General features: G+C 73.6%; 8 protein-coding genes. 4 read left to right on the top strand and 4 right to left on the bottom strand.

Annotation, left to right across the window (positions count from 1 at the left end; all coding sequences use genetic code 11):
* The 4 genes from BT341_RS33400 to BT341_RS33415 all read left to right on the top strand — a co-directional run bounded on the left by BT341_RS33400 (position 1) and on the right by BT341_RS33415 (position 6,295).
* Positions 1–888, top strand: a complete 888-nt coding sequence (locus tag BT341_RS33400; RefSeq protein ID WP_072480042.1) for a PDR/VanB family oxidoreductase — start codon at positions 1–3, stop codon at positions 886–888.
* A gap of 51 nt (positions 889–939) precedes the next feature.
* Complete coding sequence (locus BT341_RS33405) at positions 940–1,815, top strand: helix-turn-helix domain-containing protein (protein ID WP_072480043.1); 876 nt, start codon at positions 940–942, stop codon at positions 1,813–1,815.
* Between the two features lie 974 nt (positions 1,816–2,789).
* Positions 2,790–4,556 carry a maleylacetate reductase and hydroxyquinol 1,2-dioxygenase domain-containing protein gene (locus BT341_RS33410; RefSeq protein WP_072480044.1) on the top strand — a complete coding sequence of 589 codons (1,767 nt, stop codon included), beginning with the start codon at positions 2,790–2,792 and terminating at the stop codon, positions 4,554–4,556.
* Positions 4,553–6,295, top strand: a complete 1,743-nt coding sequence (locus BT341_RS33415) for an FAD-dependent monooxygenase (RefSeq protein WP_072480045.1) — start codon at positions 4,553–4,555, stop codon at positions 6,293–6,295. The genes BT341_RS33410 and BT341_RS33415 overlap by 4 nt, the downstream gene beginning before the upstream one ends.
* 7 nt (positions 6,296–6,302) lie before the next feature.
* Here the strand turns inward: BT341_RS33415 and BT341_RS33420 are convergent, their stop codons facing one another.
* From BT341_RS33420 to BT341_RS33435, 4 genes are all read right to left on the bottom strand, one after another.
* Entirely contained in the window at positions 6,303–8,579 is a 2,277-nt protein-coding gene (locus BT341_RS33420) for a glycosyl hydrolase family 95 catalytic domain-containing protein (protein WP_072480046.1), read from the bottom strand.
* A 22-nt stretch (positions 8,580–8,601) separates the two neighbouring features.
* Positions 8,602–10,893: a glycosyl hydrolase family 95 catalytic domain-containing protein gene (locus BT341_RS33425; protein WP_072480047.1), complete on the bottom strand. Its 2,292-nt coding sequence runs from the start codon at positions 10,891–10,893 to the stop codon at positions 8,602–8,604.
* Between the two features lie 208 nt (positions 10,894–11,101).
* Positions 11,102–12,430, bottom strand: a complete 1,329-nt coding sequence (locus BT341_RS33430; protein WP_072480048.1) for a M1 family metallopeptidase — start codon at positions 12,428–12,430, stop codon at positions 11,102–11,104.
* A gap of 81 nt (positions 12,431–12,511) precedes the next feature.
* Positions 12,512–16,396, bottom strand: a complete 3,885-nt coding sequence (locus tag BT341_RS33435) for a Pls/PosA family non-ribosomal peptide synthetase (protein WP_072480049.1) — start codon at positions 16,394–16,396, stop codon at positions 12,512–12,514.
* Between the last annotated feature and the right edge of the window lie 77 nt (positions 16,397–16,473).

Consider the following 16,473-nt stretch of genomic DNA (forward strand, 5'->3'; position numbering starts at 1 on the left):
ATGCAGAAGACGCTTTTGGAGCGCATCGAGCGCGTCGCCGACGACGTCGTCTCGCTGGTGCTGCGCGGTGACGAGGGCCAGCTGGCGCCGTGGGAGCCGGGCGCGCACATCGACCTCGCATTGCCGAACTGGCTGACGCGGCAGTACTCGCTGTGCGGTGACCCCGGCGATCTTGCGGCCCACCGGATCGCGGTCCGCCTCGACCCGCTGAGCCGGGGCGGCTCGGAGTACGTCCACCTGCACCTGCGGCCGGGCCGGACGCTCGAGGTTTCGCTGCCGCGCAACCACTTCCCGCTGCGGCCCGCGGCCGGCTACCTGTTCCTGGCCGGCGGGATCGGGATCACGCCGATCGTGCCGATGATGCGGGCCGCCGTCGCTTCCGGGGCGGACGTTTCGCTGGTGTACGCCGGACGGTCGGCTTCGAGCATGCCGTTCGCGGCGGACCTCGCCGCCGCGTACGGCGACCGCGTGCGGCTGTTCGACCGCGGACGGCCGGACCTGGCGACCTTGACGGCCGGGCCGGGCACGGAGGTCTACTGCTGCGGGCCGGCGTCGATGCTCGACGCCGCCGAGGCGGTGTTCCCGCGGGTGCACGTCGAGCGCTTCCAGCCGGTGCGGCGCACGTTCGGGCCGGACACCGCGTTCGAGGCCGGGTGCGCCCGATCGGGGGTGACCGTCCCGGTTCCGGCCGACGAGTCCCTGCTGGACGCGCTGAACCACGCCGGGCGGCGGGTGCCATCGGCGTGCCGCGAGGGCGTCTGCGGCAGCTGCCAGGTCTCGGTGCTGGACGGCGAGCCGGAGCACCGCGACGACATCGGTGCCCCGGCGGGCCGGATGTACCCGTGCGTGTCGCGGTCCCGTTCGCCGCGGCTCGTCCTGGACCTCTGACCGGCCGGTTCGCGTACCATCGCGGGCAGCCTCGACGTCGAGGAGGCAGGCGTGGGCGAACTCGGGCTGGCCGACACCAACGGCATCCTCGCGCTGCCCTGGGTCCGCCCGGAACGCACCAGCGCCGGCCTCGGCTGGGACCGGGTGTACGTCTCCAAGCAGCGGGAACGTCCGTATCGCGCCGAGTTCGGCGCCGCACGCAGCCACCAGCTGATCCTGCACCTCGACGGCCCGGTGACGGTCCGCCGCGGCGTCGGAACCGCACGCGAGCGCAGCCGCCGCATGCCGGCGGGCGGGCTGTTCCTGCAGCCGTCCCACGCGGACCTGTCGGTCGAGCTGGGCGGCGAGCTGGACACCGTGCACGTGTACGTCAGCGACGACGCCGTGCAGGAGGCGGCCGGCGAGCAGGCGCCCGTCCGGCTCGCCGAGGAGCTGGGAAGCACGGATCCCCTGCTCGAACAGCTGGTGCTGAGCCTCGACGGCGTCGTCCGGGACTGGGAGCCGAGCGCCCGCACGTACGCCGACCAGCTGGCCGCGCTGGTGGCGGCGCAGCTGGTCCGCCGCCACCACGACGGCCGGGCCCACGACCCGGCCCCGGCCCGCGGCCTGTCCGACCGCCGGTTCGCGCGGGTCCGGGAGGCGATGGCGGAGCGGCTGGCCGAGCCGGTGCCGCTGGCGGAGCTGGCCGCACTGGCCGGGCTGAGCGTCAGCCAGTTTTCCCGGCAGTTCAAGACGCGCACGGGCCTGCCGCCGCACCGGTACCTGCTGAGGTTGCGGGTGGAGCAGGCGGGCCTGCTGCTGCGCACGGGCGACGAGCCGATCGCGGAGATCGCCGCCCGCTGCGGCTTCTCCCACCAGGAGCATTTGACCCGGGTGCTGCGCGCGCAACTCGGGACCACGCCGGCGGCCTTGCGCCGAGGCAGCTGACGCCAAGCGCCACCCGCCCGCGCCACCCGCGCGGCGCACACCAAGCCCGGCTCGGCACGCCAAGCACCCCCGCCGCCGCGCGCCGGGCCGAGCGCCGCTTGGCCGCCGAACACCCGCCCGCGCCCCACGCACCGGCCCGGCATGCCCAAGCCCGGCCCCGCACGCCAAACGTCCCGCCGCCTCGAGCCCGGGCTCCATCCCCCGCCAGACCCCCGCGCGGCCCGCACCAAGCCCCGCCGCACAAGCCGCCCGGCACGCCGAGCGCCCCGCCGCCGCGCGCCCGGGCCGCTCCCGCCAGACCACCCGCGCGGCCCGCACCAAGCCCCGCCGCACAGGCCCGGCCCGGCACGCCGCCGCGCACCCGGAGCTCCATCCCCCGCCAGACCCCCGCGCGGCCCGCACCAAGCCCCGCCGCACAAGCCCGGCCCGGCACGCCGCCGCGCACCCGGAGCTCCATCCCCCGCCAGACCCCCGCGCGGCCCACACCAAGCCCCGCCGCACAAGCCCGGCCCGGCACGCCGCCGCGCGCCCGGGCTCCATCCCCCGCCAGACCCCCGCGCGGCCCGCACCAAGCCCCGCCGCACAAGCCCGGCCCGGCACGCCGCCGCGCGCCCGGGCTCCATCCCCCGCCAGACCCCCGCGCGGCCCGCACCAAGCCCCGCCGCACAAGCCCGGCCCGGCACGCCGCCGCGCGCCCGGGCTCCATCCCCCGCCAGACCCCCGCGCGGCCCGCACCAAGCCCCGCCGCACAAGCCCGGCCCGGCACGCCGAGCGCCCCGCCGCCGCGCGCCCGGGCCGCTCCCGCCAGACCACCCGCGCGGCGCACACCAAGCCCAGCCCCGCACGCCAAACGCCCCGCCGCCGCGGCCCCTGCCCCGCCAGGCCACCCGCCACCACCCCGCACGCGCGTTTCGTGCCGTCGCGCAGCACGAACGTGCAGGACCGCGGCCCGCCGGGGCCGGATACTCCCTCGCATGACCTCGTTCAGCTACGCCGCCAACCCCGTCCGGGTGGTCTTCGGCTCCCTTCGCGCCCTCGGCGAGGAGGCCGATCGGCTCGGGCTCGGCCGGGTGCTGCTCGTCGCGGGTTCGCGGTTCGGTGACCGGGCCGCCGACGCCCTCGGTTCCCGCCTTGCCGCGCGCTTCGCCGGCGCCGCCATGCACACCCCCGTCGACGTCACCGAGCGCGCGCTGAAGGTCGTCGCCGAGCACGGGGCCGACGGGGTCGTCGCGGTCGGCGGTGGCTCGGCCACCGGGCTCGCCAAGGCGATCGCCCTGCGGACCGGTCTGCCGCAGCTCGTCGTCCCCACCACTTACGCCGGTTCGGAGCTGACGTCCGTGCTCGGCGAAACCGCCGACGGCCGCAAGACCACCCAGAGGACCCCCAAGGTCCGGCCCGAGACCGTCCTCTACGACGTCGGCCTCACCCTCGGCCTGCCCGTTTCCACCTCCGCGGCCAGCGGCCTCAACGCCCTCGCCCACGCCGTCGAAGCCCGCTACGCCCCCGACGCCAACCCGATGACCGACCTGCTCGCCGCCGAGGCCGTCCGGCTGCTCACCGGCGCGCTGCCGCGCATCGCCGCCGATCCGTCCGATGTGGACGCCCGGACCGATGCCCTGCGCGGTGCCTGGCTGGCCGGCACCTGCCTCGACGCCGTGCAGATGGGCCTGCACCACCGGCTCTGCCACCACCTCGGCGGCAAGTTCGGCCTGCCCCACGCGGAAACGCACGCCGTCCTGCTCCCGTACGTCATGGCGCACCAGGGTCTCTCCGACGCCGCCGACGTCTTCGAGCTGGCCGCGTCCCTGCCCATCCCGCATTCGCTCGGCGAACTCGGGCTCACCGAAGCGGATATCGCCGGCGAGCCGGAAGCCGAGCTGCTGCGGCAGGCGCTCGACGGCACCCGACCGGCCTCGCCGCCGAGCCTCAAGGCGCTCACCAAGCAGGTGACCGACAGCTTCGCCGGTGCCCCGGACCGCGTCCGCGAGCTGCTCACCGACCTCGTCGAGACGCTGCACGGCTACGCCATCCGCACCGACCTCACGCAGGACGAGTGGGAGTACGCGATCGGCTTCCTGACCCGCGCCGGCCACATCACCACCGACACGCGGCAGGAGTTCATCCTGCTGTCGGACACCCTCGGCGTGTCCAGCGTCGTCGACGTCCTGACCAACTCGCGGACCCCGGACACGACGCCGTCGGCCGTGCTCGGCCCGTTCTACGTGGACGGCCCGCCCGAGACCCCGCAGGGCGCGAACCTCGCCGAAGGCCTGCCGGGCACTCCCCTGGAGGCCGACATCCGGGTCACGAACACCGACGACGAGCCGGTCGCCGACGCGGTCGTCGACGTCTGGCAGTCCAATGAGGACGGTTTCTACGACGTCCAGCTGCCCGACCTCGACGGACCGGTGCTGCGCGCCCGGTTCCGCACCGACGCCGGCGGCAGGCTGCGGTTCCGGTCGATCGTGCCGAGCGCGTACCCGATCCCGGCCGACGGCCCGGTCGGGCAGATGCTCGACGCCGTCGGCAGGCACCCCTTCCGGGCGCCGCACGTGCACTTCATGATCGCCAAGCCCGGCTACCGGACGCTGATCACGCAGCTGTTCGTCGCCGGCGGCGAGTACCTCGGCTCCGACACCGTGTTCGGCGTCAAGGACGGCCTGATCGTCGACTTCACCGAGCAGCCCGACCGCACGCGGCGGCTCGAATTCACCTTCCGGATCTCAGGGAGCGGCGCATGAGCTACGACACCGACGTCATCGTGGTCGGCAGTGGCCCGGCGGGCGGTTCCGCCGCCCTGCTGCTCGCCACCTACGGCGTGCCCACCGTGCTGGCCACCAAGTACGGCTGGATGGCCAACACGCCCCGCGCGCACATCACCAACCAGCGCACCATGGAGGTGCTGCGCGACCTCGGCGTCGAACAGCGGGCGCTGGCCGTGGGCACGCCGCCGGAGCTGATGGGCGACACCGTGCTGTGCACGTCGCTGACCGGGCCGGAGATCGGCCGGATCGCCAGCTGGGGCACCGGCGACCGGTCGGCGTCGGAGTACGCGGCCGCCAGCCCGTGCCACATGATCGACCTGCCGCAGACCTACCTCGAGCCGATCCTGGCGAGCGAGGCGGCCGCGCGCGGCGCGAAGCTGCGGCTGGACACCGAGTTCCTCGGCTTCACCCAGGACGCCGGCGGCGTCACCGCCCGCTTCCGCGACCGCGTCCGCGGCGACGAGTTCACGTTGCGGGCCAAGTACCTCGTCGGCGCCGACGGCGCGCGCAGCCGCGTCGCCGAGCAGGCCGGGCTGCCGATCGCCGGGCAGACGGGCAAGGCGGGCAGCATGAACATCACGTTCACCGCCGACCTCGCCCGGTACGTCGCGCACCGGCCGAGCGTCCTGTACTGGGTCATGCGGCCGGGCGCGCACCTCGGCGGCATCGGGATGGGCCTGGTCCGGATGGTGCGGCCGTGGAACGAATGGCTGCTGACCTGGGGCTACGACATTACCGGGGCGCCGCCGGAGGTCGACGTCGAAGAGGCGACCCGGCTGGTGCGCGACCTCGTCGGCGACCCTGCGCTGGACGTCGAGATCACCTCGACGTCACTGTGGACGGTCAACCACAACTACGCGACCGAGTACCGCAGCGGCCGCGTGTTCTGCGCGGGGGACGCCGTGCACCGGCACCCGCCGTCCAACGGGCTCGGCTCGAACACCTCGATCCAGGACTCGTACAACCTCGCCTGGAAGCTCGCGATGGTGCTGCGCGGCGAGGCGGGCGAAGGACTGCTGGACAGCTACACCGCCGAACGCGCGCCGGTCGGCAAGCAGATCGTCGACCGGGCGAACCTGAGCCGTGACCAGTTCGGGCCGATCTTCGCCGCGCTGGGCATCACCGGCGACACCGACGCCGACGGCATCACCGCCGGGCTCGAGACGTGCCTCGCGCCGACGGCCGAAGGCGCGCGGAAACGGCGTGAGCTGGAGAAGGCGATCGAGCTGAAGCACTACGAGTTCAACGCCCACGGCGTCGAGATGGACCAGCGGTACTCCTCGGGCGCGGTGCTGCCCGATGGCGTCGTCACGCCGCCGGACCGCGACCCCGAGCTGTTCCACCGGCCCAGCACCGAGCCGGGCGCGAAGCTGCCGCACGCCTGGCTGGTCGGGCCGCACGGCCGCCGCGTGTCCACTTTGGACCTCGTCGGCGGCGGCCGCTGGACGGTGCTGACCGGGCTGACGGGCACGTCCTGGCGCGACGCGGCGGCCAAGGCCGGCGCCGAACTGGGTCTCGACCTGCGTGCGGTACGCATCGGCGACCCGGAGGCACGCGACGCGTACGGCGACTGGTCCCGGCTGAGCGGCATCGACGAGGACGGCTGCCTGTTGGTCCGCCCGGACGGCTACGTCGCCTGGCGCCGTCGCACGGCGTCCCCCGAAGCGGCGAAGTCACTCCTAAAGGCCCTCCGCCGCCTCCTGGACCGTGCGTGAAGCGGTATCACGGCAAGCCCCACGGATCGCTCGGCCCGCCCGGGGCGACCGGCCGCACCGCGAAGTCCGGCCGGTCGCCTTTCCGGTACACGAACGCGTCCTCGCCGCACCCGAGCTCGACCTCGACGTCGCCGTTCGGCCGCCGCCACCAGCGACGGGTCCGGCCACGCGCGTCCGTCACCGCCAGCTCGCCGTCGATGCCCGGGCGCAGCACGCACGGCGCGCCCGCCTCGCTGTGCACCTTCAGCCACTCGGTCCGGCCGCCGGCCCGGGACGCGCTGAGCAGGAACGCGCCCTCGGTGCGGAAGTCCCGCAACGCGATGTCGCTCCAGGCCGCGGGCACCGCCGGGAACAGCCGCAGCACACCACCCCAGCTCTGCACCAGCATGTCCTGCACGGACTTCGCCGCCGACAACGGCGTCTCGATGACCGGCCCGGACTCCTTGTACATCGTGTTCGGCTGGATGTACCGCCGCTGCAGCTCGCCGAGGTAGAACGCCGCCTGCTCACCGCGCAGCATCTGCGCCGAGATCGACGCCGCCCCGGTGAACGTGTAGCCCTGCAGGGCACCTTCGAAGCCGACCCAGTGGTTCAGCGACGTCTCGATGATCTGCCGGTGTTCCGGCTGTTCCCACGTGACGTCGTAGAGCGGGTAGATCTGCAGCAGGTGCGAATAGTGCCGGTGCGACTTCGCGAACGGCACGCCGGCGCCGATCATGTAGCCGTTGACGTCGGCCGGGTAGCCGACGAGGTTCGCCAGGACGTCACGCCACTTCGGCGCGAGCGGATCGCCGGGCGCGGTCTGCAGCAGCGTCTTGCAGCCCCAGCGGATGAGGGACAGGTCGTAGTTGCAGTCCGGGGCGTCGACCCCGTACTCGGGCGAGAACGTCGGCGGCAGGTGCAGCTTGCCGTCCGGGCCGGGCGCGAGGAAGTGCAGGTAGTAGTTGATCGCCTTGCGCAGCAACGGGAAGAGCGTGCCGTGGAGGAGTGCCCGGTCCATCGTGTGCCGGTAGGACAGCCACACGTTGTGCAGCGCCCAGGTCAGGTTGCCGACCTCCGGGGTGGGTGGGTCCTGCCCGGGGATGCCGACGGGGAACCCGCTGGCCGGGTTCGAGACGCCGTTGAGCAGCGTCATGTCCGTCGTGCGCGGGATGCCCGCGGAATCGGCCTGGTAGGGCGACGCCACCTGGCTGGTCAGATTGGCGCGGTACTTGGCGAGGGCGTGGCTGACGGCGTCGAGTTCCAGGTGGTTCGAGCCGTGGATCAGCCAGTACTCCAGCTGGACGTTGAGGTTCCACCACGTCGCCGGCCACGGCGTGTTCTCCAGCCACGGCCCGGACGTCGCCATCACCGGCGCCTCGCGCCGGGCGGCGGAGGCGACCTTGTACAGCTGGATCCAGTAGAAACTCTGCAGCCGCGTGTCCGGAATGGACACGAAACTCGCCCGGTAGTAGTCGTGCCACCAGCGCCGGTGGTCCTGGGTCAGCGCGGCGAACGGCAAGGCCCGGCGGACCGTGCCCAGCGCACGCGCGACCGACGTCTTCTCGGGGTGCGACCACGCGACCGACGTGTACAGCGTGCGCGCGCCGCCGCGGCCGGCTTCGCGCCAGGCCGTCACGTGCTCACCGCCCGCCAGCAGCGGCTGGACGGCCAGCTGGGTGTCGCCGCTCGCCGACAGCTGGGCCGGCGGGTTGGCGGTGTAGCCCGCCGGTGGCGGCTTCTTCCACACCGGGTCGGCGCGCGGGCTGACCGCGACCGCCGGGTGGAACACCCACTTGAACCGGCGTTCGCCCTCCGACGGCCGGACTTCGACGGCGAGCAACGGCTGTCCCGTGTGGACGATCGCGCGCAGGCTCAGGCTGCCCGCCGCGGTCGTGATGGTGCCGGTCAGCTCGGCGTTCCACAGGTCCATCCGCCAGTCGATCGCGGTGATCGCGCCGACCGGCTCGAGCGTGAAGTACCCGACCGGCAGCCGGGCCAGTCCGAACAGCGAGCCGAACTCCGGCCGGTGGTCCTGGACCTGGCTGTGCTGGACGTTGAACCGGATCGCGTTCCGCCCCGGCTCGGCGTAGATGCCCGAACCGAGGAAGCCGTTGCCCAGGAACGGGCCTTCGTACCAGGTTGCCGGCAGCCGCCGCCAGTAGAGGTCCGCGGTGCCCAGGAACCCGGCCCAGCCGAAGTCGTCACCGCCGGGCACGCCGGCGAACGCGGGTGTGAATCCCGCCGCGCCGGCGGCCAGCCCGGCGAGCGCCCCGCCGAGCACGGTCCTGCGGGTGATGTCCATTCCGACCTCCTTGTCGCGAGCTTCAGCCGGGCAAGCCCCACGCCGGGGCCGGGCCGAGCGCCGGCACGTCCCGGGGTGCCTGGTCCGGGCGCGTGCCCCGCGGGGTGACGACGGCGGTGCCGCCGCGCCGCAGCCCGATCGCGATCCGTCCGGGCCCGGCCGGGCGCCACGGCAGCCGCCTGCCGTGCTCGTCGCGGACGTCGACGTCGCCGGTGACGCCGTGCTGGAGCACCAGCGGCTCGCCGGCTTCGCTGCGCACGCGCACGAACTCCGTCGCCCCGTCGCGGCGGGAGGCGTCCACGAGGAACGCGCCTTCCGCGCGCAGGCCCGCGATCGAGGCGTCCCGCCAGGTCGCCGACACCGCCGGGAAGACCTTGAGCACGCCACCGGAGCCCTGCAGCAGCATGTCCACCACGGACTGCGCGGCGGTGATCGGGCTCTCGATCGCGAAGTTCGAGCCCTCCCGGTACATCGTGTTCGCGGTCAGCTCGGTGTCGGCGACGACGTTGCGGTCGAGGAAGAACTTCAGGTAGCGCAACGCTTCCTCGGGCGCGTCCATGACCGAGGACATCGACGACGCGGCCGCGTAGCTGTAGCCGTGCCATGCCGTCTGGTCGGCGCTCCAGTGCCGGAAGGTCCGCGTCATGACGTCCCGGTCATCGGCCCGGTCCCAGACCTTCTCGCGCAACGGGTACAGCCACAGCAGGTGCGAGAAGTGCCGGTGCGAGGCGGCGAGCGGCACGCCGTCGCCGATCAGCACGCCGTTCGCGGGATCTTCGTGGTACGGCACCAGTTTGGCGGCGATCTCACGCCACATCGGCACGCGCGGCTCGTCGAGGCACAGGATCCGCGCGGAGTCGGCGAGCGTGCGGGCCGCCCACCGGATGAGCGACAGGTCGTAGGTGCAGTCGGCCGCGTCGGCGTACTCGGGCGAGCGGGTCAGCGGCAGGTGCAGGAACCCGTCGGGGCCGGTGAACAGGAAGTGCCGGTAGAAGTTCAGCGCCTTCGCCAGTGTCGGGTACAGCACGTCACGCAGCACCCGCCGGTCCATGTGGTGCCGGTAGGCCAGCCACACGTTGTGCAGGCCCCACAGGAGGTTCCCGGTCTGGTCGGTCTTGGACGTCGTCCCGGGGACGCCGACCGAGCGCGTGCCGCCGGGCCGCAGCCGCCAGTCCCCCGGGTGCGAAAGCGCGTAGGTGTCGCCGTCCCGGAAGGCGGGCGGGACGGAGACTTCGAGGTTCGCGTGGTCGCGCCGGAACGTCTCGGTGACGGCGTCGAGCTCGGGGTGGTTGCTGCTGTTGACGATCGGGTAGGTGACCTGGACGTTGAGGTTCCACCACACCGCCGTCCAGCTGTTGCCGACCTCGGGGAACCACGGCCCCCACTCGGACACGACCGGCCCGTCCGCGCGGGTGGCGGCCGCGATCTTGTAGAGCTGGATCCAGTAGAACCGCTGCACCTGCTTGTCGGGCACGGAGACGAAGCTGCGCCGGTGGTAGTCGTTCCACCAGCGCCGATGCCGGGCGAGCAACGCGTCCGGGTTCGCGGCAAGCGCTTTCCGGACGGCGTCGAGCGCGGCCGCCGTGTGCGTGGTGCCGGGGAAGCTGTAGGCGACGGTGGCGGCGAGCAGCCGCCGGGAGCCGATCGCGCGCTCCCGCCACGCGGTCGTGTAGCCGCCGCCGGCCAGCATCGGCTGGGCGCAGTAGCCGTCCCCGATCTCGGGCGCCGGGTTGGCGACGTACTCCGGTGGCTTGCGGACGGTCCGGGTGGTCGCCGACTCCAGGGGCTGGAACGCCCACGCCGCCCCGGCCTCGCCCGCGCCCGGCGTCAGCGAGAAGAGCAGCACGCCCAGGTCGTTGTGCACGACCGCGGAGAACGCGACCGATCCCCGTGTGGTGGTGATCGTGCCGCCCAGCTCGGCGTTGTAGAGGTCGAGCGTCCAGTCGACGGCGGTGATCGCGCCGGCGAAGGTGAGCGTAAGGTAGCCGATCGGCAGCCGGGACAGGCCGATCCCGGCCTCCCACTGGATCCGCTGGTCCTGCACCTGGGTGTGGCTGAGCATCACCTTGAGCACCTGCGGCGCCGTCCCGGCGTAGACCTGCGCGCCGAGGTAGCCGTTGGCCAGGAACGGGCCCTCCTGCCAGTTCTCCGGCAGCCGCCGCCAGCGCATCCGGGCGTCGGCGGCGACGTCCCGGTGCGGATCGGCCGCGGCGAGGACGGGCGGCGCCGCGCGAGCCCACAGGCCGCCGAAAGCGGCGGCTCCCGCCACGACCGTGGCCGACCGGAGCACCGTCCGCCGGGACACTGCGTCCATGAAGCATCCTCCGAATTCATATTACGTTTCGGTGAGATCATGCGGCGGCGTCCGGTCATACTTGCAGAGAGGCACACAAAACACCAGAGAAGTTCACCCGGAAAGCGGCAGATACATCCGATGAATGCGGCCGTTAGTGGCGCGGCCTGAGCGATCGGGTCCAGGGCGGCGGGCCCGCCCGCCATGCCACCCCGAGCGGCGTTGCCCCTCAGCCGCCGGGCAGCGGCGGCAGCGCCGGCGTGAACAGCCAGCGCGTGAAGAACGCGTCCAGCGAGCCACCGGCGTGCGCCTCGGCCGCGGCCACGAAGCTCGCTGTCGTGACCAGGCCGTGCCGGTTGCCCTCGGCCCACGCCTTCAGCAGCGCGAAGAACGCCGGGTCGCCGATCTCCGCCCGCAGCGCGTGCAGGGTCAGCGCGCCGCGCTTGTAGACGCGCTCGTCGAACATCCGGGCCACGCCCGGGTCGGCGATCCGGACGTCGGCCGGCTTGGCCTTGATGCGCGTGTGCCAGCTGCGGGCCAGCGCCGAAGCGTCCTGGCCGCCGGACTCCTCCGACCACAGCCACTCGGCGTACGTCGCGAAGCCCTCGTTGAGCCAGATGTGGCGCCAGTCGGCCACGGTCAGGCTGTTGCCGAACCACTGGTGCGCCAGCTCGTGCACGACGAGCCGCTCGTGGGTGCGGCGGCCGTCGAGGTGGTTGGCGCCGAAGATCGCCATGCCCTGCGCCTCGATCGGGTCGTCCAGCTCGTCGTCGGTGACGATCACGACGTACTCGCCAAAGGGGTACGGGCCGAACAGCCGCTGGAGGACCTCCAGCATCCGGCCTTGCCTGCCGAAGTCGCGCTCGGCCTGCCGCCGCAGCCGCGGCGGGACGGCCGCGCGCTGGGGCACCGCCGAACCGGTCAGCGCGACCTCGTCGTAGCGGCCGATCTGCACGCTCATCAGGTACGTCGCCGTCGGCTCCGGCCGCTCGAAGACCCACCTCGTCGTGCTCGCCGACGTCGAGCGCCCGACCAGGTTCCCGGTCACCGCGACCAGGTACGGCGACGCCGTCGTCACGCTCACCCGGTAGGTGGCCTTGTCCGCCGGGTGGTCGTTGCACGGGAACCACGACGGCGCGCCGACCGGCTGGCTCGCCACCAGCGCGCCGTCGGTCAGCTCGTCCCAGCCGACGTCGCCCCAGCGGCTTGGCACCGGACGCGGGTTGCCGACGTAGTGCACTTCGACGGTGAAGGTGGCACCCGCCGCGATCGACCTGGTCGGCTTGACGTGCAGCTTCGCGCCGCGCTTCAGGTACTTCGCGGGCTTGCCGTCGACCAGTACGCGGTTGATCCGGAACTCGGCGAAGTCCAGGCTGACGCGGGAAAGCGCCTGGGTCGCCTCGGCGGTGATCGCCGCCGAGGCGGAGAGCCGGTTCGGCGCGACCTTGTAGTCGAGGCTCAGGTCGTAGTGCCGGACCCGGTAGCCGCCGTTGCCGTGGGCGGGGAGGTAGGGGTCACCGGAGGTGTCCGCGCCGGGAGCGGGAGCCTTCGCAATCACCCGTGGCGCACCTTTCCTCGTGCCGTACTGCGACCAGGCTCGCACGGACGTGTGCATCCGGCGAGCCCGGTCCCCGCTTCGTTACTTGCCCGGCCACGCCGAGATCGGGTTGCCGAGCCAGCGCGTGTCCGCCGGCACCTCGTCGCCGCGGGTCACCAGCGAGCCCGGGCCGACCGTGGTGCGGGCGCCGATGCCGGCGCCGGGCAGCACGATGCCGTGCGGGCCGAGCGTCGCGCCCTCGCCGAGGGTCACCCGGGACATGCTCATGATCCGGTCGTGGAACAGGTGCGTCTGCACGACGCAGCCGCGGTTGATCGTCGCGCCGTCGCCCAGCTCGACGAGGTCGGCCTCGGGCAGCCAGTACGTCTCCAGCCAGACGCCGCGGCCGATCTTGACGCCCATCGTGCGCAGCCACGCGGTGAGCAGCGGCGTGCCGCCGACCGAGCCGATCAGCCACGGCACGGCCAGGGCCTCGACGAAGGTGTCGGCCAGCTCGTTGCGCCAGACGAAAGAGCTCCACAGCGGGCGGTCGACCTCGCGGAACTTCCCGACCAGCAGCCACTTCATGACCGTTGCGGTCAGCGCGGCGACGATCCCGGCGGCCAGCAGCGCCGGGCCGGCCAGCAGCAGCGCGACGCCGAAGCCGACCGCCGAAGCGGCCCACAGCAGGCCGAAGGCGACGGTGACGGTCAGCGCGACCCCGCACATGACCGGGACGATCCGGCACAGCTCGACCAGCGCCCGCGCCACCTTGAGGCGCGGCGGCGGGGTGTAGGTGCGGCTCGTGTCGGCCTCGCCGACCGCGCGCCGGACCGGCAGCGGCGGCATCCCGAGGTACGACGAACCCTTCTTCGCCTTCAGCGGCGTCGAAGACAGCACGCCGACCAGGCCGCGCTTCGGCACCGAACGGCCAGGCGCGGTCATCCCCGAGTTGCCGAGGAAGGCCTGCTTGCCGATCCGCGCCGGGGCGACGTGCAGCCAGCCGTGGCCCAGTTCGTAGGTGGCGACCATCGTGTCGTCGGCGAGGAACGCGCCGCTGTCGACCTTGGTCATCTTCGGCAGCGCCAGGACCGTCGACGCCTCGACGTTGCGGCCGACCTTCGCGCCCAGCAGCCGCAGCCACACCGGCGTGAACAGGCTGGCGTACAGCGGGAACAGGCCTTCGCGGGCCATGCTCATCAGGCGTTCGGTGGCCCAGACCTGCCAGGCGACGCGGCCGTGCACCGGGTGGTAGCCCTCGACCATGCCGATGCTCAGCGACCGGACGCCGGCGAGCACCAGCAGCATGTAGGCCAGGAAGTACGCCACGGTCGCCACCGGCACGAACACCAGGGCGCGGGTCAACGCGTCCAGCAGCGTCGGTGCCCCGGCGATCGCGTGGCCGAGCACGGCCACACCGGCCAGCGCGGCCACGCCGGGCAGGAAACCGAGCGCCAGGGAGGTCGCGCCGTAGACGGCGGCCCAGAAGTGCGACCGCGGCGGACGGCTCGACGGCCACTTCAGCGCGTCCCGCTCGTCCTTGCCGACGCGGGTGGCGGGCGAACCGGCCCACCGCTGCCCGGCCGGCACGGCGCCGCGTACGGTCGAGCCGGCCGCGATCTCCGCGCCCTTGCCGATCCGGGCGCCCGGGAACAGCGTGCTGCGCGCGCCGACCCGGACCTCCGCGCCGACGCGGACCTTGCCGATGTGCACGACGTCGCCGTCGACCCAGTGGCCGGACAGGTCGACCTCGGGCTCGATCGCCGCGCCGCGGCCCAGCTTGAGGAAGCCGGTGACCGGCGGCGGCGAGTGCAGGTCGACGTCCTTGCCGATCCGCGCCCCGAGCGCCTTGGCGTAGGTGGTCGTCCAGGACGCGCCGGCGACGCTGTCCGCGCCGCTGAACCCGGCGAGCTTCTCGGCCGCCCACAGTCGCAAGTGGACACTGCCGCCGCGCGGGTAGGTGCCGGGGCGCACGCCCGACAGCAGCAGGCGCGCACCGGTCGCGGCGATCGCGATCCGGCCCGCCGGGCTGAACAGCACCACCCAGGCCAGCACCAGCCACGCCCAGTTCAGCGTCGGCGCCCAGGCGAAGCCGAGCAGCGACAGGACGTTCGACAGCGCCGCGGCGAGCGTCGCCCACCGCAGGCCGACGAGCCCCATCAGCGGGACCATCACCAGCGTCTGGATGACGCCGGCGCGACGCTTGGTCGGCGCGATGTCCCGGCGTTCGGTGGCCTGGCCGCTCAGCGCGTCCAGCATCGCGGCCAGCGCACCCAGCTTCGGGTACTGGTAGATGTCGGCCACCGAGACCTGCGGGTGCCGGGTGCGGATGCGGGCGACGACCTGCGCGGCGGTCAGGCTGCCGCCGCCGTGGGTGAAGAAGTCGGCCTTCGGGTCGTCGACCGACACGCCGAGGATCTCGGCCCAGCCTTCGGCGAGCCACGTCTCGGTCGGGGACAGCCCGGTGGCGTCCACCGTGGACAGCGGCCAGGGCAGGGCGGCGCGGTCGACCTTGCCCGAGGTGCGGGTCGGCAGGTCGCCGACGACGGCGAGCAGCGGCACCAGCGCGGCGGGCAGCTGCTCGCGCAGCCGGTTCGCGGCCTGGTCGTGGTCGAACTCCCCGGTGCCGGGCACGACGTACCCGACGAGGACCTGGTTGCCCGCCTTGGTGCGGCGGATCGCGGCGGCCGCGCCCTGCACGCCCGGCAGGGCCTGCAGCGCGGCGTCGACCTCGCCCAGCTCGATGCGGCGGCCGCCGAGCTTGATCTGCTCGTCGAGGCGGCCGAGGAAGAGCAGGCCTTCGGGTTCGGCGCGGACCATGTCGCCTGAGCGGTAGGCGCGCTGCCAGCCCAGCGACGGCAGCGGCGCGAACTTCTCGGCGTCCTTGGCAGCGTCGAGGTAACGGGCGAGCCCGATCCCGCCGATCACCAGCTCGCCGGTTTCGCCCATGGCGACCGGCTCGCCCTCGTCGTTGACGACGGCGAGCTGCCAGCCGGCCAGCGGCAGGCCGATGCGCACCGGGCCCTCGCCGGTCAGCGGCGCGGCGCAGGCGACGACGGTGGCCTCGGTCGGGCCGTAGGTGTTCCAGACCTCGCGGCCTTCGACGGCGACGCGCTCGGCCAGCTCGGGCGGGCAGGCTTCGCCACCGAAGATGAGCAGGCGGACGTCTTCCAGCGCGTCGGCGGGCCACAGCGCGGCCAGCGTCGGCACGGTCGAGACGATCGTGATGCGCTGCGCGACCAGCCACGGCCCGAGGTCGACGCCGGTGCGGACGAGCGCCCGCGGCGCCGGAACCAGGCAGGCGCCGTGGCGCCAGGCCAGCCACATCTCTTCGCAGGAGGCGTCGAAGGCGACGCTCAGCCCGGCGAGCACCCGGTCACCGGGACCGATCGGCTCGTCGACGAGGAACAGCTCGGCTTCGGCGTCGACGAACGCGGCGGCACTGGCGTGCGTGACCGCGACGCCCTTCGGCTTGCCCGTGGAGCCGGAGGTGAAGATGATCCACGCGTCGTCCGCCGGGCCCGGGACGCCGTCACGGCCGCCGGGCGTGCTGTGGACGGTGATCCTGCCGTCGGTGGCGACCGCCGCGACCTGTGCCTCCTCGAAGACGAGTTCGGCGCGCTCGTCCGGGTCGTCGGCGTCGACCGGCACGTACGCGGCGCCGACGGACAGGGTGGCCAGGACCGCGACGTACAGCTCGGCGGTGCCGGAGGAGATGCGGATGCCGACGCGGTCGCCGAGGCCGACGCCGTAGCTCTTGAGGCGGCGCCCGTAGGCGTCGACCTCTTCCAGCAGGCGCCGGTAGGTCAGCGTGGTCGTGCCGTCGTCGATCGCGGCGGCGTTGGGGTACCGCTCGGCGGTGGCGGCGAGGATGCCGAGCAGGGTGCGCTCGCTCGCGCCGGCACTGGTCCGGAAGAGCGCCCGGTCGGCGACCGGGGCGAGCATCACCCCGGCTGCGGATTCGGCGGGTTCGACGGTGACGGTCATCGGCCGCTCACCCCGGGCAGGACAAAACCATGGGCGCGCAAGCCCACCACTCACCTTTCGGGAGCCTCAACCGGGCT

The sequence above is a fragment of the Amycolatopsis australiensis genome (assembly GCF_900119165.1).
Taxonomy (GTDB): domain Bacteria; phylum Actinomycetota; class Actinomycetes; order Mycobacteriales; family Pseudonocardiaceae; genus Amycolatopsis; species Amycolatopsis australiensis.